General features: G+C 71.6%; 19 protein-coding genes. 4 read left to right on the forward strand and 15 right to left on the reverse strand.

Going from position 1 to position 17,088, the window contains the following annotated elements; all coding sequences use genetic code 11:
- Nucleotides 1-338: 338 nt before the first annotated feature.
- Entirely contained in the window at nucleotides 339-1,310 is a 972-nt protein-coding gene (locus ACGFX4_RS00875; protein WP_393069077.1) for a diacylglycerol/lipid kinase family protein, read from the reverse strand.
- Between the two features lie 51 nt (nucleotides 1,311-1,361).
- Here ACGFX4_RS00875 and ACGFX4_RS00880 point away from each other — a divergent pair, with 51 nt between their 5' ends.
- Nucleotides 1,362-1,778 (forward strand): hypothetical protein, encoded by a 417-nt coding sequence (locus ACGFX4_RS00880; RefSeq protein WP_393069079.1) that lies wholly within the window; start codon nucleotides 1,362-1,364, stop codon nucleotides 1,776-1,778.
- A gap of 68 nt (nucleotides 1,779-1,846) precedes the next feature.
- Here the strand turns inward: ACGFX4_RS00880 and ACGFX4_RS00885 are convergent, their stop codons facing one another.
- From ACGFX4_RS00885 to sodN, 5 genes are all read right to left on the reverse strand, one after another.
- Nucleotides 1,847-2,833, reverse strand: coding sequence for an RNA polymerase sigma factor SigF (locus tag ACGFX4_RS00885; protein WP_393069080.1), 987 nt, complete (start codon nucleotides 2,831-2,833; stop codon nucleotides 1,847-1,849).
- Nucleotides 2,834-2,867: 34 nt separating this feature from the next.
- Nucleotides 2,868-3,281: an anti-sigma regulatory factor gene (locus ACGFX4_RS00890; RefSeq protein WP_345698928.1), complete on the reverse strand. Its 414-nt coding sequence runs from the start codon at nucleotides 3,279-3,281 to the stop codon at nucleotides 2,868-2,870.
- A 230-nt stretch (nucleotides 3,282-3,511) separates the two neighbouring features.
- Nucleotides 3,512-3,994 (reverse strand): GNAT family N-acetyltransferase, encoded by a 483-nt coding sequence (locus ACGFX4_RS00895; protein WP_393069083.1) that lies wholly within the window; start codon nucleotides 3,992-3,994, stop codon nucleotides 3,512-3,514.
- Nucleotides 3,995-4,074: 80 nt separating this feature from the next.
- Nucleotides 4,075-4,347 carry a hypothetical protein gene (locus tag ACGFX4_RS00900; protein ID WP_393069085.1) on the reverse strand — a complete coding sequence of 91 codons (273 nt, stop codon included), beginning with the start codon at nucleotides 4,345-4,347 and terminating at the stop codon, nucleotides 4,075-4,077.
- A gap of 264 nt (nucleotides 4,348-4,611) precedes the next feature.
- The gene (gene sodN / locus ACGFX4_RS00905) at nucleotides 4,612-5,007 is read right to left on the reverse strand and encodes a superoxide dismutase, Ni (protein WP_345698930.1); all 396 of its coding nucleotides are present in this window, start codon (nucleotides 5,005-5,007) and stop codon (nucleotides 4,612-4,614) included.
- A 104-nt stretch (nucleotides 5,008-5,111) separates the two neighbouring features.
- On the opposite strand from sodN, the gene sodX reads away from it, so the two are divergent.
- Entirely contained in the window at nucleotides 5,112-5,447 is a 336-nt protein-coding gene (gene sodX, locus ACGFX4_RS00910; RefSeq protein ID WP_393069087.1) for a nickel-type superoxide dismutase maturation protease, read from the forward strand.
- Here the strand turns inward: sodX and ACGFX4_RS00915 are convergent.
- The 5 genes from ACGFX4_RS00915 to ACGFX4_RS00935 all read right to left on the reverse strand — a co-directional run bounded on the left by ACGFX4_RS00915 (nucleotide 5,438) and on the right by ACGFX4_RS00935 (nucleotide 10,043).
- Entirely contained in the window at nucleotides 5,438-6,028 is a 591-nt protein-coding gene (locus ACGFX4_RS00915) for a CGNR zinc finger domain-containing protein (protein ID WP_393069088.1), read from the reverse strand. The two genes, sodX and ACGFX4_RS00915, sit on opposite strands and share 10 nt — an antisense overlap.
- A gap of 123 nt (nucleotides 6,029-6,151) precedes the next feature.
- Complete coding sequence (locus ACGFX4_RS00920) at nucleotides 6,152-6,943, reverse strand: amino acid ABC transporter ATP-binding protein (protein ID WP_393069090.1); 792 nt, start codon at nucleotides 6,941-6,943, stop codon at nucleotides 6,152-6,154.
- On the reverse strand, nucleotides 6,940-7,914 hold the full coding sequence (locus ACGFX4_RS00925; RefSeq protein WP_393069092.1) for an amino acid ABC transporter permease: 975 nt from the start codon (nucleotides 7,912-7,914) through the stop codon (nucleotides 6,940-6,942). The genes ACGFX4_RS00920 and ACGFX4_RS00925 overlap by 4 nt, the downstream gene beginning before the upstream one ends.
- A gap of 34 nt (nucleotides 7,915-7,948) precedes the next feature.
- Nucleotides 7,949-8,887: an ABC transporter substrate-binding protein gene (locus ACGFX4_RS00930; protein WP_393069094.1), complete on the reverse strand. Its 939-nt coding sequence runs from the start codon at nucleotides 8,885-8,887 to the stop codon at nucleotides 7,949-7,951.
- 235 nt (nucleotides 8,888-9,122) lie between these two features.
- Nucleotides 9,123-10,043 carry an ABC transporter substrate-binding protein gene (locus ACGFX4_RS00935; RefSeq protein ID WP_393069096.1) on the reverse strand — a complete coding sequence of 307 codons (921 nt, stop codon included), beginning with the start codon at nucleotides 10,041-10,043 and terminating at the stop codon, nucleotides 9,123-9,125.
- A 608-nt stretch (nucleotides 10,044-10,651) separates the two neighbouring features.
- Here ACGFX4_RS00935 and ACGFX4_RS00940 point away from each other — a divergent pair.
- Both ACGFX4_RS00940 and ACGFX4_RS00945 read left to right on the forward strand, forming a co-directional pair.
- Entirely contained in the window at nucleotides 10,652-11,851 is a 1,200-nt protein-coding gene (locus ACGFX4_RS00940) for an NADP-dependent malic enzyme (protein ID WP_393069098.1), read from the forward strand.
- 94 nt (nucleotides 11,852-11,945) lie between these two features.
- Complete coding sequence (locus tag ACGFX4_RS00945; RefSeq protein WP_393069099.1) at nucleotides 11,946-12,908, forward strand: zinc-binding dehydrogenase; 963 nt, start codon at nucleotides 11,946-11,948, stop codon at nucleotides 12,906-12,908.
- Between the two features lie 83 nt (nucleotides 12,909-12,991).
- Here the strand turns inward: ACGFX4_RS00945 and ACGFX4_RS00950 are convergent, their stop codons facing one another.
- The 4 genes from ACGFX4_RS00950 to ACGFX4_RS00965 all read right to left on the reverse strand — a co-directional run bounded on the left by ACGFX4_RS00950 (nucleotide 12,992) and on the right by ACGFX4_RS00965 (nucleotide 17,000).
- On the reverse strand, nucleotides 12,992-13,993 hold the full coding sequence (locus ACGFX4_RS00950; RefSeq protein WP_393069101.1) for a helix-turn-helix transcriptional regulator: 1,002 nt from the start codon (nucleotides 13,991-13,993) through the stop codon (nucleotides 12,992-12,994).
- Between the two features lies 1 nt (nucleotide 13,994).
- On the reverse strand, nucleotides 13,995-14,906 hold the full coding sequence (locus ACGFX4_RS00955; RefSeq protein WP_393069102.1) for a DUF4097 domain-containing protein: 912 nt from the start codon (nucleotides 14,904-14,906) through the stop codon (nucleotides 13,995-13,997).
- 149 nt (nucleotides 14,907-15,055) lie between these two features.
- Nucleotides 15,056-15,235, reverse strand: a complete 180-nt coding sequence (locus tag ACGFX4_RS00960; RefSeq protein ID WP_345698940.1) for a DUF6104 family protein — start codon at nucleotides 15,233-15,235, stop codon at nucleotides 15,056-15,058.
- A gap of 52 nt (nucleotides 15,236-15,287) precedes the next feature.
- Nucleotides 15,288-17,000: a serine/threonine-protein kinase gene (locus ACGFX4_RS00965; RefSeq protein WP_393069105.1), complete on the reverse strand. Its 1,713-nt coding sequence runs from the start codon at nucleotides 16,998-17,000 to the stop codon at nucleotides 15,288-15,290.
- Nucleotides 17,001-17,088 lie beyond the last annotated feature (88 nt).

Genomic DNA, 17,088 nt, shown 5'->3' on the forward strand with positions numbered 1-17,088 from the left:
GTCCAACTCCTCCGGTCGGCGGGCTGTGGCCGGGCCGACACACTCGATGGCTTGTGAATGTGAACGCTTTCACGAATCCCGCAACAGCAAAAGGGACCTAAGGCCCATCGGGCCCGGGCGGTCTGTGCTGAGTGGGGTTCTGGCTATCAAGGGATCCTGCCGCCGTCCCGCTGCGGCCTGTCCCGATCGCCATGTAGAGGTTCGCAAACCTCGGACGCGGATACAACCCCCTTCGGCAAGAAATTTTTGATTCTTCGGTGTCGCCTACCTCACAGGCCGTACTTCTATGGGGTGAAGGGGCTTGTGCGTTCGAGAAGAAGGGCGGGACCCCCTTCTGGTCACACAATCACACGCAGTGCCCGCCGAACGCCTGTGAAACTGACGCGACTCCTGTCTCCAAGGTGGTCCCCGTCGACCTGAAACGGGGCCGGTTCCTGGGAAACCAAGGTGAAGTGCCGGACGTCGTGATAGGAGACGACGTGCTTTCCGGTGGGCCCGGAGGGCTTCGCACCGCCCTGCTCGGGGGTCTGCGCGCGAAGAATCTGACGGACCGTTCGAGCCGTGCCGAACGCGGTCATTCGAGTGATGCCGAAGACGTCCAGATCCGTGTCGAAGGAGGCGGAGGGCGAAGGGAACACCGGGCGGTTGCCGAGGAACGTCCACGGAGAAGTGTTGGAGACTATGGCCAGCACCATGCCCGGCACCGTCTCCTCGCCGGCCATCTCCAGCGTGATCGGGCCCGACCGGCGGTGTTCACGCTCCGTGACGAAGTGCCGGAGCGCCTGGTTCACGTAGAGCGCGTGCGTTGACCTGCGCCCCGCCTTGCGCTGCTCCTCCACCCGGCCCACCACCCCGGCGTCGAAGCCCAGACCCGCGGTGAAGGTGAACCAGCGGTCCGGCAGGCCCTCGGTCATCGCCTTGCCCAGGCCGATCGCCCGCTCCCGGCGCCGGTCCAGCGCGTCCAGCAGCACACCGGTGGCCTCCACCGGGTGGTTCGGCAGGCCCAGCGCGCGGGCGAACACGTTGGTCGAGCCCCCCGGCACCACCGCGAGGCGCGGCACCCGGTCGTGCGGGCCGTGCGCCAGCAGGCCGTTCACGACCTCGTTGACGGTCCCGTCGCCGCCCAGGGCCACCACCAGGTCGACCTGGCCCTCCTCGGCCGCCTGGCGGGCCAGGTCGCGCGCGTGGCCGCGGTACTCCGTGTGGGCCACGTCCAGCTTCAGATCGCTGCGCAGGGCGTGCGTCAGCACGTCCCGGGTCCGGGCGCTGGTGGTGGTGGCCTTCGGGTTCACGACCAGGAGTGCGCGCATGGCGATCAGCCTACGGGTCGGTCCCGGAAGGGGTGCCGTTACCCTGCTGGAGTGACCGCAGAAACCACCGCCCCCGCGCCCGCCCGGCCCACCCCGCTGCTCGTCGGAGCCGCGATCACCGCCCTGGAGGGCGCCGCGCTGGCCGGCTGGGGCCTCTACGACCTGGTGGCCGGATTCTTCGGCGACTCCGCCGCGCTCGGCCGCACCGAGATGGGCGGGGCGGTGCTGCTCCTGATGGGGCTGTTCCCCCTGCTGGCGGGGCGCGCCCTGCTCAGGGCGCGCCGCTGGGGGCGCACGCCGGCGCTGCTCACCAACTCGATCTGCCTCCCGGTCGCCTACTACATGTGGCAGGCCGGCGGCGTCAGCGCCGCCGCGGGCGTCGCGGTCGCCCTGCTCGGCCTGGCCGGCATCGTCGCGCTGCTGAACCCCAAGGTGACCGCGCTGCTCTACGGCACCACCGCCGGCTGAGCGGGCCCGCCCCGGACGACGCGAAGACCCGCCCACGGCCGTGGGCGGGTCTTCGCGTTCTCGGTGTCCTACTCCTCGACGAGGAGCTTCTCGCGGAGCTGGGCCAGTGTCCTGGCCAGCAGCCGGGAGACGTGCATCTGGGAGATGCCGACCTCCGCCGCGATCTGCGACTGGGTCATGTTGCGGAAGAAGCGCAGCACCAGGATCTTCTGCTCGCGCGGCGGCAGTTGGGCGAGCAGCGGCTTGAGCGACTCCCGGTACTCGACGCCCTCCAGCGCCTCGTCGGTCGCGCCCAGCGTGTCCGCCACGGCCGGCGACTCGTCGTCGCTGTCCGGGACGTCCAGCGACAGCGTGGAGTACGCGTTGGCGGACTCCAGGCCCTCCAGCACGTCCTCCTCCGAGATGCCCAGGTGCTCGGCCAGCTCGTGCACCGTGGGGGAGCGCCCGTGCCGCTGGGACAGCTCGCTGGTCGCCGTGGTCAGCGACAGCCGCAGCTCCTGGAGCCGGCGCGGCACCCGCACCGCCCAGCCCTTGTCCCGGAAGTGGCGCTTGATCTCGCCGACGATGGTCGGCGTCGCGTACGTGGAGAACTCCACCCCGCGCTCGTGGTCGAAGCGGTCCACCGACTTGATCAGGCCGATGGTGGCGACCTGGGTCAGGTCGTCGAGCGGCTCGCCGCGGTTGCGGAAGCGGCGGGCCAGGTGCTCGACCAGCGGGATGTGCATCCGCACCAGCTGGTTCCGGATCTCCACCCGCTCCGGCGAGCCCTCGGGCAGCTGCGAGAGCCGCACGAACAGCGCGCGGGCCGCCTCCCGGTCCGGTGCCCCGGAGCGCTGCCCCTGGGCCGGCACGGTCGAGCGCACGGTCTCCGCGGCGGCCGCCGCCGGCCCGTCGTCCGCGGGCTCGGAGGCGGACGCCTCGGGCCGGTCGGGCTTCGGGTCGGTCGGCTGGCTCATCCGGTGGGAGTCCTTCGGGTGCGCTTCGTCAGAGGTGGCGGTGCGGGCAGCGCTCGCCTGGGGCGGTACGACAGCAACTGTGCGGTCCAGATCACTCACGGCGATCACCCGTTCCGTTCCGGGAGCACTTTCACTACGGCTGGGACGGCGCCCCGCCGCGCTTCTTGTGGAGGCTGATGGAGACCGTGTTGTCCTCGCCGACGGAGGAGTCGACCTCGCCGGCCAGCGCGGAGAGCACCGTCCAGGCGAAGGTGTCGCGCTCGGGAGCACGGCCGTCGGTGGTCGGCGCCGAGACGGTGACCCGCAGGGAGTCGCCGACCAGGCGGAACTCGCAGCTCAGGATCGAGCCCGGCACCGCCTGCTGGAGCAGGATCGCGCAGGCCTCGTCCACCGCGATCCGGAGATCCTCGATCTCGTCCAGGGTGAAGTCCAACCGGGCCGCGAGACCGGCCGTGGCCGTTCGCAGCACGGAGAGGTAGGCCCCCGCAGCGGGCAGCCGGACCTCCACGAAGTCCTTCACTCCGGGCTCGCCGTCGATCTGGGACACCCTCACCTCCTGGGTGACGCGCGGTGCTTGCGGCCGGACGGCCTCGGCACTTCCTGTTGCTCGGTTCAACTGCTTGCCCCAACTGTCCAGAGGGGTGGTGCGGTACGTACCGGTCCATACCCACCCGGGCCAGTCGGAACGCCGTGCATCCGCCCGAGACGTTACCGCGATCGACCGGCCTCTGTCGTGATCTCGGACGACGATCACGGGAACGAGCGAACGCGCGCGCCTCAGCGCGGGCGCGAACCCAGCTCGGTGAGCGCCTCGCCGGTCAGCCGGAACGTGGTCCACTCGTCCATGCCGACCGCGCCGAGCGACTTGTAGAAGTTGATCGACGGCTCGTTCCAGTCCAGCACCGACCACTCCATGCGGGCGTAGCCGCGCTCCACCGCGATCCGCGCCAGCTCGGTCAGCAGCGCCTTGCCGTGGCCGCCGCCGCGCGCCTCGGGCCGGACGTAGAGGTCCTCCAGGTAGATCCCGTGGGTGCCTTTCCAGGTGGAGAAGTTGCGGAACCACAGGGCGAAGCCCACCGGCTCGCCGGACGCGTCGTCCTCGGCGATCAGGCCGAAGACCGCGGGGTTCTCGCCGAACAGCGCCTCGCGCAGCTGCTCCTCGGTGGCCTTCGCCTCGGGGAGCGCCTTCTCGTAGTCGGCGAGCTCGCGGATCATCGAGCGGATGACGGGGACGTCGGTGACGGCAGCGGTGCGGATCATATGTGCGAGCGTACTCGCGGCCGGCGGCGACCCGGAAAGGGTTTGCCGCGCTTCCCGGCCGCGAGCGGCCGCCTGCGGGGTCAGCCACCCCCGGTCGCGGTCAGCGCGGTGAGCGCCGCCAGTGCGGCCTTCGCGCTGCCGTCCACCCGGACCAGGCCGAACGGTCCGGCGCCGCCGCCGTCGTCGCTCCAGCAGTACAGGAACACCGGCCCGACGTACGGCCACGGCCCGGCCCCGAGCATCCCGTCGCCCGGCGGGACGCCGACGGTCAGGGCCCGGAAGACCTGGGCGACGATGTCCGCCTGCCGCTGCTCGTCCACCGTGGACGGGACGGCCGCGACGCCCGGCGCCACCAGCTTCACCGTCGCCGCGGCGCCCGCCCCGACCGGCGCGCCCCAGGTCTGCCCGAGCGCGCCCCGGACCGGGCTGCCCGCGCGGTGCGCGGCGGCCGGGGTCGCGGCCAGGGCCAGGCCGCCGACGGTGGCGGCGGAGAGCAGGATCGACCGGCGTGAAGCGTCCGCGGTGTGCAGTTCCCCCCTGTTGGATCAGCTGCGGACGGATACGAAGACACCCGGCTCCGCGAGGTGCGGGGCCGGGTGCCTTGGCGAGGGCCGGGTTCAGGCCTTCTTGGTCTCCCAGAAGATCGCGTCGATCTCGGCGATCAGGTCGAGCAGGGCCTGGCCGGTGGCCGGGTCCGTGGAGGCCTTGGCGGCCGAGGCGGCCTTGCCGGCACGGTTGAACAGCTCGTGCAGACCCGGGTACGCCTCGAAGTGCGGGGCCTTGAAGTAGTCGGTGTGCAGCACGGAGAGGTGGTGCTTGACCAGCTCGGCGCGCTCCTCCTTGATGACGATGGCGCGCGCACGGAAGTGCGGGTCCTCGTTGGCCTGGTACTTCTCCTGAGTGGCCTTCACCGACTCGGCCTCGATACGGGCCTGAGCGGGGTCGTACACGCCGCAGGGCAGGTCGCAGTGGGCGTGAGCGGTGACCCGCGGAGCAAACAGACGAGAGAACATGGGAGTCCTTCCTTAGATCGTCTTCCCGCGCCCGACATTACCCTTACGCCTCGTCGGATTCGCTGTCGCCCCGGGGGCCTAGGGCAAAAGAAGGAGGCTGAACCGTGCGATACCGGACACCGTTCGGGCTGGTCGACATCAGTGGTCCCTCGATGCGGCGCACCCTGTTCGACGGCGACCGGGTGCTGGTCCGCTACGGCGCGCCGCTGCGGCCCGGCGCGGTGGCGCTGTTCCGGCACCCGCTCCGCCAGGACCTGCTGGTGGTCAAGCGCGCGGCGGAACGGCGGGCCGACGGCTGGTGGATGCTCTCCGACAACCCGCTGGTGACCAGCGACAGCCGGGAGTACGGCCCGGTCCCGGACGGGCTGGTGCTCGGCCGGGTGCTGCTGCGGGTGTGGCCGAGGCCGGGCGGGGTGGCGGCCCGGCCGCCTCAGCTCTGAGGGGCGAGCGCGGCGCGCTGCGCCTCCTCGCGCTTGCGGGCGCGGTAGGCGGCGACGTTGGCCCGGGTCGCGCAGCGGTCCGAGCAGTAGCGGCGCGAGCGGTTGGTCGAGGTGTCGAGGTAGGAGTTGCGGCAGGGCGCGGCCTGGCAGATGCCGAGCCGGTCGACGCCCAGCTCGGTCAGGTGGATGGCCAGGCCCATGCAGGCCACCGCGGTGTAGTTGGCGGCGGCGGTGGGCGCGTTGTCGGCCAGGTGCAGGTGCCAGTCGGGCCGGCCGTTCTCGTCCAGGTAGTCGTGGCCGGAGACCACCGGGCTGACCGGGTACTCGACCATCAGGCTGTTGAGCAGGTCGACGGCCCGGACCTCCTCGCCGGCCGCGGCCGCCTCGAAGACGCCGCGCAGCCGGGTGCGGACGGCGCGCAGCCGGGGCAGGTCGGCCTCGTCGGCCAGCTGGGCGGCGCGCGAGGGTGTGCCGAACAGGCCGCGCACCGCGTCCACCGTGGTGAGCGCGTCGGTGCCGCGCTGCGGTTCCTCGGTGTTGACCAGCCGGACGGCGAAGTCGGCGTACGAGGCGAGCTCCACGGGGGTCCTTCCACAGCGGCCGACAGGGGCCGTAACGGGCCAAGTGCCTCCAGGGTATTACAGTGCGCCGGTACGCGTCGGCGCCCGCCGCGAGCAGATCGCGACGGGCGCCGAACGGGCAGGTCAGAGCACCTTGGACAGGAAGGCCCGGGTGCGCTCGTGCTGCGGGTTGGTGAGCACCTCGCGCGGGTGGCCGGCCTCGACCACCACGCCGCCGTCCATGAAGACCAGCGCGTCGCCGACCTCGCGGGCGAAGCCCATCTCGTGGGTGACCACGATCATCGTCATGCCCTCCTCGGCGAGGCCGCGCATGACGTCCAGCACCTCGCCGACCAGCTCCGGGTCGAGCGCCGAGGTGGGCTCGTCGAAGAGCATCAGCTTGGGCTTCATGGCCAGCGCGCGGGCGATCGCCACGCGCTGCTGCTGGCCGCCGGAGAGCTGGGACGGGTAGTTCTTCGCCTTGTCGGAGAGGCCGACCCGCTCCAGCAGGGCCATGGCGCGCTCCTTGGCCTCGCCCTTGTTCTCCTTCTTCACCTGCACCGGCGCCTCGAGGACGTTCTCGAGGGCGGTCATGTGCGGGAACAGGTTGAAGCGCTGGAAGACCATGCCGATGTCCCGGCGCTTGAGCGCGACCTCGCGGTCCTTGAGCTCGTAGAGCTTGTCGCCCTTCTGCCGGTAGCCGACCAGCTCGCCGTCGACGTACAGCCGACCGCCGTTGATCTTCTCCAGGTGGTTGATGCAGCGCAGGAAGGTGGACTTGCCGGAGCCGGACGGGCCGACCAGGCAGAACACCTCGCCCTGCTTGACCTCCAGGTCGATGCCCTTGAGCACCTCGACCAGACCGTACGACTTGTGCACGGCCTCGGCCCGGACCATCGGCTGCTCGCTCGCCTGCGGCTTGACCAGGTCGCTCATGCGTGGCCACCTCCCTCGGCGCCCGGCACCACGTCGTTCTTGGCCTTCTTGACCGGCTTGCCGCCGAAGAGGCGGGACAGCCGCTCGATCGGCGTGGGCGGGAGCGTGCGGTTCGCACCTCGAGCGTAGTGCCGCTCGATGTAGTACTGGCCGACCGTGAGGATCGAGGTCATCAGCAGGTAGTAGATCGAGACCGCGATCAGCACCGGGATGGTCTGGAAGGTGCGGGCGTAGATGTCGTGGCCGGCGGTGAACAGCTCGACCAGCGCGATCACCGAGACCAGCGAGGTGGTCTTCAGCATCGAGATGGTCTCGTTGCCGGTCGGCGGGATGATCACCCGCATCGCCTGCGGCAGCACGATCCGGCGCATGGTCGCGGACCGGCTCATGCCGAGCGCGTGCGCGGCCTCGGTCTGGCCCTCGTCCACCGACTGGATGCCGGCACGGACGATCTCGGCCATGTACGCGGCCTCGTTCAGGCCGAGGCCCAGCAGCGCCGCGGTGAAGACCGGGATCAGCGTGTTGGTGTTCTCGGACCAGAACTCGGGGCCGAACGGGATGCCGATCGACAGCTTCGGCCAGAGCGCGCCGAGGTTGAACCAGAAGACCAGCTGGACCAGCACGGGGGTGCCGCGGAAGATCCAGATGTAGACCCAGGCGGTGCCGGAGAGCACCGGGTTGTCCGACAGCCGCATGACGGCGAGCAGCACGCCGCCCACCACGCCCATCAGCATCGACAGCACGGTCAGTTCCAGGGTGACCCAGATGCCGTGGATGATCGTCGGGTTCTGCAGGGTGTCGGTCACGACGGTCCACTGGAACGCCGGGTTGTTGATCAGGGCGTGGAGCAGCATCGCCGCCAGTACGGCGATGACGGCCACTCCGGCCCAGCGTCCGGGGTGGCGCACCGGGACGGCCTTGATGGTCTCAGGCCGTCCCGGTTTCACCGACCCCTGGTCGGTTTCGTTCACGTTGTCGCCTCGTCAGGGATCGGGCAGCGGAGGGTCAGCTCTTGGCGGCGTTGATCTCGGAGGTGGTGATGGCGCCGGCGGCGACACCCCACTTGTCGAGGATCGACTTGTAGGTGCCGTCGGCGATCAGGGCCTGGACGGCACCCTGGACGGCCTTGCTGAGCTCCGAGCCCTTGCCGACGACGATGCCGTAGGGGGCGCTGTCGTAGGTGTCGCCGACCTTCTCCAGCTGACCGTTGGTCTGCTTGATGGCGTAGTCCACGACCGGCGAGTCGGCCAGCATCACCTGGTCGCGGCCGGCCACCAGGGCGGCGGTGACGTCGGTCTGCAGGGTGAACTTGTCGCCGTCGTTCGGGATGGTCGGCTTGCCGGCCTTGGTGCACTCGGGGTTGCGGACGTCCTTGATCTCGTCGGCCTGGGTGGTGCCGGTCTGCACCGCCACCTTCTTGCCGCAGAGGTCCTTGGGGTCGATCTTGTCCGGGTTGCCCTTCTTCACGGCGGCCGCGGAGCCGGCAGTGAAGTAGGTGACCATGTCGACGGTCTGCTCGCGCTCCTTGGTGTCGGTGAAGGAGCTCATGCCGAGCTGGTACTTCTTCGAGGAGATGCCCGGGATGATCGAGGTGAAGTCCGCGTTCTGGACGTCGGCGGTCAGGCCCAGCTTCTGCGCGATGGCGTTGGCCAGGTCGACGTCCATGCCGACGATGTTGCCCTTGTCGTCCTTGAACTCGTTCGGCGCGTACGAGGCGTCCGCGGCGACCACGAGCTTGCCGGAGGACTTGACGTCGGCCGGGACCAGCGCGGCCAGCGAGGGGTCGGCCGCGGCGGCCTTGACCGAGCTCGCCGGGGACGCCGCGCCGGAGGAGCCGCCCGAGGTGGAGGACGTGCTGCTGCCGCAGGCGGTGAGGAGCAGAGTGCCGGCGGCCAGGGCGGCACCAGCCGCGACGAGCCGGGTGCGCTGGGTACGAGCGGTCATGAGGGGGATCTCCTCCTGTTGGGAGAGTCGGGCGGAGCGCGCCGCCGGGGGAAGCGAGCACCACCCTCCGCCGAGGTGGGCTTTTGCGATCCGAGTTGTGGGAATCCTGCCACTCGGTACCGGTGGACGGACCCTTATTCAGATCAAAATCGGATAACAAGGGGCCAGGATGTCCGCTATTCGGACGAATGCTGCGCCCCTGTCACCCTGCGTATAAGTATGCAGACCCGGCGGGTCAGAAACCGCCGTTGACCACGGCGTTCTGGGCCGCGCCCGCGCCCACGCCCCACTTGTTGAGGATCTTCTCGTACTCGCCGTTGCGGATGATCCGGTCCAGGGCCTTGGTGAGCGCGTCGCGCAGCTCGGAGTTCTCCTTGGTCAGCGCGATGCCGTACGGCGCGGCCTGGAGCTGCGCGCCGGCGACCTGGAACTGGGCGCCGTTCTGGCCCTGCTGGGCGACGTACGCGGCGACCGGGAAGTCGCTGAGGTCGGCGACGGCCTTGTTCGAGCCGACCATCGTCAGCGCCTCGGCGTCACTGTCGGTGAGCTTCACGGTCATCGGCTTGCGGTTCTTCTCGCACGCCCCGGTCTGCCGCTGGATGATCGCCGCCTGGGTGGTGCCGCGCTGCAGCGCGATGGTCCGGCCGCACAGGTCGTCGAGCGAGTTGATGTTCTGCGGGTTGCCCTTGGACACCACGATCGACGTGCCGGCGATGAAGTAGTCCACGAAGTCCACGCCCGGGGTGACCTGCTTGCCGGTCTCGTCGGTGCCCTCGCGGCGCTGCCGGTTGTCGGTCATCGCCGACATCACGACGTCGTAGTTCTTGGCGTGCAGCCCGGGGAGCAGCTTGTCGAACGGGGTGTCGACGAATTCCACCCGGACGCCCAGCACCTCGCCCAGCGCGTTGGCGATGTCCGGGTCGAGGCCGTCCGGCTTGTTGCCCTGGCTCTTGAACTCGACCGGCGCGTAGTTCAGGTCCACGCCGATCTTGATCGCGCCGGCGGACTTCACCGCGGCCGGCAGCCGGTCGTGGAGCTTCTCCTCGTTCGGGTCCTTCGGTGCGGGCGAGGCGCAGGCGGTGAGGAGGACGGACCCGGCGACGGCGGTGGCGCCGACCCGGCCGGCGGTGCGTATGGCGTTGTGCAGGACGTGCATGACGTGCGGTGCTCCTGTGGGAGAGGTGGTGCTGTTACCCGCCGGTACGCGCCGATCGGCGCGGGGTGTCCACGTCCGCGCGAGTACGCGGAACGCCGGATTCCGGTCGTCGAACACGGGATCCTGCCATCCCGGCCTGCTGAGTCGGGCATCGGGTATGTCAGAATCTGGTATCGGGTGACCCCCGAAGCTTGAACACAGACCGACGGCTCGCGACAGAGCCGGGGTGCGCAGGACCGGAAGCCGGGTACGCCGGCTCTGGATCCGAGGCACCGCCTCCCCTCCGGGTCTGCGTTCACTCCTGCGGGTGTGCACGCCGGACGGCAGTTGCCGCTGGCGGCCGGACGCTTCCGACGTCCGTCCGTCGTCAAGTGGTCGATTCGCCGTGAACGGTGTGCGAAATGGACGTAACGGCACAAGGTGCGGTGCCGTGGTCCGACCTAGGCTCGAGCGGAGTCCGTCACATTGCCGACTCCGGCCGGCCGAGCCTGGGTACAGCCGGCAGTAACACAGCGCAGAACACCCATAAAACCCTCAACCGAGGGCGCCGCCCGACGGCTGCCGTCGGGTTCGTTGCGCTCTCGCTGAACATTGACGAAGAGGTCATCGTGGCAGCGGAGATCATCCACCCCAACACCCAGGACACGACCGAGGACCCGGTCGACGCCGTTTTCGCGCTCCACCGCGGCGGCAAGATGGAGGTCCGTGCCACCGTGCCGGTGCGCGACGCGGACGACCTGTCCCTCGCCTACACCCCGGGCGTCGCCCGGGTCTGCACCGCCATCGCCGAGCAGCCCGAGCTGGTCAACGACTACACCTGGAAGTCCAACACCGTCGCCGTGGTCACCGACGGCACCGCGGTGCTGGGCCTGGGCGACATCGGCCCCGAGGCCTCGCTGCCCGTGATGGAGGGCAAGGCGATCCTCTTCAAGCAGTTCGGTGGCGTGGACGCCGTTCCGATCGCGCTGGCCTGCACCGGCGTCGACGAGATCGTCGAGACCGTGGTGCGGCTCGCCCCGTCCTTCGGCGGCGTCAACCTGGAGGACATCTCCGCCCCGCGCTGCTTCGAGATCGAGCGCCGGCTCCAGGACGCCCTGGACATCCCGATCTTCCACGACGACCAGCACGGCACCGCGATCGTCACCACCGCCGCGCTGTGGAACGCCGCCAAGGTCACCGGCCGCGAGATCTCCTCGCTGCGCGCCGTGATCTCCGGCGCCGGCGCCGCGGGCATCGCCATCGCCAAGATGCTGGTCGCCGCCGGCATCGGCGACGTCTCGGTCTGCGACCGCAAGGGCGTGGTGTACGAGGGCCGCGGCGACCTGACGGACGTCAAGGCCGAGATCGCCGCGCTGACCAACCGCACCGGCGTCAAGGGCTCGCTGGCCGACGCGCTGAACGGCGCGGACGTCTTCATCGGCGTCTCCGGCGGCACCGTCCCCGAGGACGTCGTGGCGACCATGGCCGAGGGCTGCTTCGTCTTCGCGATGGCCAACCCCACCCCGGAGATCCACCCCGAGGTCGCCCACAAGTACGCGGCCGTCGTGGCCACCGGGCGCTCGGACTTCCCCAACCAGATCAACAACGTGCTCGCCTTCCCCGGCATCTTCGCGGGCGCGCTGTCGGTCCGGGCCACCCGGATCACCGAGGGCATGAAGCTGGCCGCCGCCAAGGCGCTGGCCGGTGTCGTCGCCGACGAGCTGACCCCGCAGAAGGTCATCCCGTCCCCGTTCGACGAGCGGGTCGCCCCGGCCGTCACCAAGGCCGTCGCCGAGGCCGCCCGCGCCGAGGGCGTCGCGCGCCGGTAACGCGATAGCACGGTTCCGGGGCCCGGGACACGCGGTGAGACTCACACACCCGCGTGGTACCGGGCCCCGCCCGTTCCCGGCTATCGTCCGGGACATGTTCGCTGCCTACGCCGCACGTATCGACGCCGACGACCCGCTGAGCGGGCTGGAGTTGGGCGAACTGCCCGAGCCCCAGGCGCGCCCCGGGTGGAGCGTGGTGACCGTCAAGGCCGCCACCCTCAACCACCACGACCTGTGGTCGCTGCGCGGCGTGGGCCTGCCCGCCGAGCGGCTGCCGATGATCCTCGGCTGCGACGCCGCCGGCGTCGACGAGCACGGCAACGAGGTGGTCATCCACTCGGTGATCGGCCAGAGCGGCCACGGCGTCGGCCCGGCCGAACCGCGCTCCATCCTGACCGAGCGCTACCAGGGCACCTTCGCCGAGCGCGTCGCCGTCCCGACCTGGAACCTGCTGCCGAAGCCGGCCGAGCTCTCCTTCGCGGAGGCCGCGTGCCTGCCCACCGCCTGGCTGACGGCGTACCGGATGCTGTTCACCAACGCCGGGGTGAAGCCCGGCGACACCGTGCTGGTGCAGGGCGCGGGCGGCGGTGTGTCCACCGCGCTGGTGGTGCTCGGCAAGGCCGCCGGCCTGCGGGTCTGGGTGACCGGCCGGGACGAGGCCAAGCGGGCCCGGGCGGTCGAGCTGGGTGCGGACGCCGCGTTCGAGTCCGGTGCCCGGCTGCCCGAGCGGGTGGACGCCGTGATGGAGACGGTCGGCGCCGCCACCTGGTCCCACTCCGTCAAGGCGCTCAAGCCCGGCGGCACGATCGTGATCTCCGGTGCCACCAGCGGCCCGAACCCGAAGGCCGCCGAGCTGAACCGGATCTTCTTCCTGGAGCTCAAGGTGGTCGGCTCCACCATGGGCACCAAGGAGGAGCTCGCCGGCCTGCTGGCGCTCTGCGCCAACACCGGCGTCCGCCCGGTGATCGACTCCGTCCAGCCGCTCGACGCGGCCCGCGACGCCTTCGCCCGCCTCGCCAAGGGCGACGTCTTCGGCAAGCTCGTCCTGACCCCCTGAGCCCCTGAGCCTTTGAGCGGCACCGCGGCCTCCGTCGCCCGCTGCGAGCGGGCGACGGAGGCCGCGGGGTGGCACGTCCTCGGTCAGGAGCCGGCGTCGAGCTTCTCCACCGCGGCGGCGAGCACGGCCTGGGCGCGGGTCAGTTGGGCGGCGGTGACGCCGTGGTCGCGGGCGGCGTCGCGGACGCGGTCGCGGAAGCGGTCGAGCAGGCGCTCCAGCTCGCGGGCCGGGTCGCCGGCGGGGTCGGTGCGGGCCCAGTCGGGGAGCTCGGCCGGGGCCTCCTTGTCGAGGTCGATCCGGACCGACTTCAGCTGCTCCTCGGCGGTGGGGTGGCCCCACTTCGCGGCGTCGGCGAGCGAGCCGAGGCCGCGGGTGAGCTCGGCCAGGCCCTCGCTGAGGCCGGTGGACCAGTCGCCGCGGGAGGTGTGCTCGCGGATCTGCTCCTCGATCCGCTTCTTCAGCCGCAGGGCCTCCTGTTGCGCGGCCGTGCGGGCGGCCTTGGACTGCTCGCGCAGCCGCTTGGCCTCGGCCTCGGCGGCGCGGGCCTGCTCCTTGGCGGCCCGCTCCTGCTCCTTGGCGCGCTTGGCCTGCTCCTTCGCCTGCGCCTTGAACTGGGCGAACTCGTCCTTGGCGCGCTGCCAGGACTCCTTGTCGCCCCACGGCCCGGCCCACGGGTCGCCGGCCCGGCGGCCGGTGCGCGGTGCCTGCTCGGCGTCCGGCCAGAGCTGGGCGCGCAGGTCCTTGGCGCTGTCCCGGACGTCCTCGCGGATCGCCCCGGCGAGCTCGGCGACCGAGTCGCGGATCTCCTGCTCCAGCTCGGCGAGCTCGCCCTGCCGGGAGGCCAGCTCGGCGCGGCCCGCGTCGGTCAGCCGGTACACCTTGCGGCCGCCCTCGGTGGAGTGCGCGACCAGCCCCTCGGCCTCCAGCTTGGCCAGCCGGGGGTAGACGGTGCCGGCCGAGGGCGCGTACAGGCCCTGGAAGCGCTCCTCCAGCAGACGGATCACCTCGTAGCCGTGCCGGGGGCTCTCGTCGAGCAGCTTCAGCAGGTACAGGCGCAGCCGGCCGTGGCCGAAGACGGGGGTCATGTCACAGCTCCTTGCTGAGGTCGGTCTTGCCGAGGTCGGCCGGGGCGGGGAGCTCCTTCGGCGCGGCGGCGGCGTCCTCGTCGGTGTCGGGGCGGCGCTGGATGGTCACCGGGCCGGTCACGGTGGTGGCCTGGAGGCGGCCGGCGCCGTTGCCGAGCTGACCGCTGAGCCGCTTGGCACCCCAGCTGGAGACCAGGGTGAGCTCCTCGAAGGTACTGGAGAGCTGGCCGGTGGTGGTGCCGGCCTCGACCTTGGCGTCGGCGAGCGAGGGCAGCCGGATGCCGACGGCGCCGGAGACGGTGCCCACCGAGATGTCGGTGGGGGTGGTCGCCTCCACGTCGAGGGTGATGCGGCCGCTGACCGACTTGGCCTGGATCTTCTCGGCGAGGCCGGCGACCAGGGTGAGCGCGCCGGAGACGGTGTTGACCCGCAGCTCGCCGGCCAGGTCCTCGGCGTCGACGTCGCCGGAGACGGTGTTGACCTGGGTCGGGCCGGAGAGGCCGACCAGCGTGGTGCCGCCGCTGGCGCCCTGCACCGAGACCTCGCCGGTGATGCCGGAGACGGTCGCGTCGGCGGAGATCGTGCCGATCTTCACGGTGGCGTCGGCCGGGACGGCCAGCGAGACCACGGCCTTGCGGCGGCGGCGCAGCGTGCCGAAGAACTGCTTGGCGGACTGCACGGACTTCACCGCGTCGCCGAACTCGCCCCAGCTGAGGTCCTTGTAGGTGACGGTGAGCACGCCGTCCTCCAGGGTGACCTGGAGCGGCTCGCCCTTGAGCTCGCTGACCTCCAGCCGGGCCGGGCCGTCGGTGGGCACCACGTTGACGGCGCCCTCGATGATCCGTACGTGCAGGGTGGAGACCGGCTCCTCGGAGCTGATCTTCGTCGTCTCGCTGACCGTCCACTGGGTCATGGCTGTCCCGTCCTCCCGTTCGCGATGTATCGCGTTCCTCTGTCATTCACGATATATCGCGTTCTGGAGTTGTCAAGCACCCCCGGAACGACGAACGGCCCGGGAGGCGATCGCCTCCCGGGCCGTGTCGGTGCGGGTCCTGCTCGGTCCTACTCGTCGTCCTCGTCGTCGAGGCGAGCCAGCCAGGTGGCCAGCCGCTCGACCGGGACCTCGAAATCGGGGTTGAGGTCGACGAACTCGCGCAGACGCTCGGCCAGCCACTCGAAAGTGACCTCCTCGTCGCCGCGTCGGCCCGCCAACTCCTCGATGCCGCGGTCGGTGAAGTACACGGTGTGCTCCGGTGCGATGGGGGTGTGACCCCGTCAGGATAGAACGGCCGGGTCAGCCGTCGTAGCGGTAGTAGCCGGCCGACAGCCGGATCTCCGCCGTGCTCCGGTTGCCCTGCTCCAGCACCGTGACCACGGCGACCCCGCCGTTGACCCGGTTGCGGACGCAGAACACCCGGCCGACCGGCAGCGCGTCGAAGGCGAGGTCGGTCACCGGGGCCCGGTCGACCCCGGCCGCGCACTGCTCGGGCGTCAGGCCGCCCTCGCGGGAGACGAACACGTCCGAGCTGCTGGACCAGGTGAAACGGCCGAGGCCGGGCTCCAGCTTCCAGGCCGGGTTCGTCCCGTCGGCGACCACCTTTCCGGCCGCCAGGTCGAAGCTGTAGGTGTAGTCCGGGTTGTGCAGCTCCCGGTCCCGGTACACCTCGGTGTAGCGGCCCTTGGTGGCGCCGTCCTGGGCGGTCCCCTGCGGGCTCTGCGCGGCGCCGGCGGAGCCGCCCGTGGCGCCGCCGGCGGAGCCGCCCGTGGCGCCGCCGGTGGACGCGCCGCCCCTGTCCGCCCGGCCCGACAGTGCCACCCCGGCCGCGGTGCCGGCCAGCACCATGACCACCGAGACGGCCAGCAGGGTCTTCCAGGAGACGCCCCCGCGCCGGGGCGCGGGCTCGGGCGCAGCGGCCGCCGGCGCCGTGTCGTACGCGCCGGCCGGCGGTGGGCCGAAACCGGCCGGGGGCGGGCCGAAACCGGCGGCGGGCGGCGCGGGCGGTGCGGCCGGTGCGGGCGGGCCGGAGGCCAGCGCGGTGACCGGGGCGGTCGGCGGGCCGGCGGGCGTCGCCGGCAGCGGCGCCGGGGGAGTGTGCGGCAGGTCGGAGCGCCGGGTGAACTCGGAGCCGACCCCGGCCGGCAGCCAGTCGTCGCCGAACCGCAGCAGACCGCCGACCGCCGGGTGCGCGCGGGCGACCTCGATGATCTCGGCGGGCGCGGGCCGGTCCTCCGGCCGCTTGGCCAGGCAGCGCAGCACCAGGCCGCGCAGCTCGGCCGGGACGCCGTCGAGCACCGGCTCCTCGTGCACCACCCGGTACAGCACGGCGGTCTCCGGGCCCTCGCCGAACGGCGGGACGCCGCCCGCCACGTACGCGGCCAGCGCACCGAGCGCGAACACGTCGGTGGCCGGGGTGACCGGGTGGCCCTGCGCCTGCTCGGGGGCCATGAAGGCGGGCGAGCCGATCCGGAAGCCGGTGCCGGTCAGCGCGGTGGCGTCGGCCGCGCGGGCGATGCCGAAGTCGATCACCCGCGGTCCGTCGCCCGCGATCAGCACGTTGGCCGGCTTGAGGTCCCGGTGGACCACCCCGACGCCGTGGATGGCCTGCAGCGCCTCGGCGATCCCGCCGAGCAGCAGCAGCACGGTCCGGACCGGCAGCGCGCCGTGCTCGCGGACCACCTGCTGCAGGGACGGTCCGGGCACGTACGCGGTGACCAGCCAGGGCGCCTCGGCATCGAGGCCGGAGTCGATCACCTGCGCGGTGTAGAGGCCGTGGATCCGCCGGGCGTTCAGCACCTCCTGGGCGAACCGGCGGCGGAACTCCGCGTCCTCGGCGAACTCCGGGCGCACCACCTTGAGCGCCACCGGACGCCCGCCCGGCGTGTACGAGAGGTAGACCCGGCCCATGCCGCCGGCTCCCAGCCGGGCGTACAGCCGGTAGCCGCCGACCTCGGCCGGGTCCTCGGCGAGCAGCGGACGGAAGACGGGCGGCGGCAGCGGATCGGACATGCGAGATTCCCCCAGTGAGCACACGCGGTGACCGCCATACCGTAGCGGCCCCCCGTCCGGCGGCTGACGGGGGCTCAGCGGCGGGCGC

It is taken from the genome of Kitasatospora sp. NPDC048365 (assembly GCF_043200835.1).
In the GTDB taxonomy this organism is placed as follows: domain Bacteria; phylum Actinomycetota; class Actinomycetes; order Streptomycetales; family Streptomycetaceae; genus Kitasatospora; species Kitasatospora terrestris.

What these genes read in the sequence shown, in the direction of transcription:
- ACGFX4_RS00875 (WP_393069077.1), bottom strand. Translation starts at nt 1,310, where the DNA reads ATGCGCGCACTCCTGGTCGTGAACCCGAAGGCCACCACCACCAGCGCC.
- ACGFX4_RS00895 (WP_393069083.1), bottom strand. Translation starts at nt 3,994, where the DNA reads ATGATCCGCACCGCTGCCGTCACCGACGTCCCCGTCATCCGCTCGATG.
- sodN (WP_345698930.1), bottom strand. Translation starts at nt 5,007, where the DNA reads ATGTTCTCTCGTCTGTTTGCTCCGCGGGTCACCGCTCACGCCCACTGC.
- ACGFX4_RS00920 (WP_393069090.1), bottom strand. Translation starts at nt 6,943, where the DNA reads ATGAGCGACCTGGTCAAGCCGCAGGCGAGCGAGCAGCCGATGGTCCGG.
- ACGFX4_RS00930 (WP_393069094.1), bottom strand. Translation starts at nt 8,887, where the DNA reads ATGACCGCTCGTACCCAGCGCACCCGGCTCGTCGCGGCTGGTGCCGCC.
- ACGFX4_RS00935 (WP_393069096.1), bottom strand. Translation starts at nt 10,043, where the DNA reads ATGCACGTCCTGCACAACGCCATACGCACCGCCGGCCGGGTCGGCGCC.
- ACGFX4_RS00945 (WP_393069099.1), top strand. Translation starts at nt 11,946, where the DNA reads ATGTTCGCTGCCTACGCCGCACGTATCGACGCCGACGACCCGCTGAGC.
- ACGFX4_RS00950 (WP_393069101.1), bottom strand. Translation starts at nt 13,993, where the DNA reads ATGACCCCCGTCTTCGGCCACGGCCGGCTGCGCCTGTACCTGCTGAAG.
- ACGFX4_RS00955 (WP_393069102.1), bottom strand. Translation starts at nt 14,906, where the DNA reads ATGACCCAGTGGACGGTCAGCGAGACGACGAAGATCAGCTCCGAGGAG.
- ACGFX4_RS00965 (WP_393069105.1), bottom strand. Translation starts at nt 17,000, where the DNA reads ATGTCCGATCCGCTGCCGCCGCCCGTCTTCCGTCCGCTGCTCGCCGAG.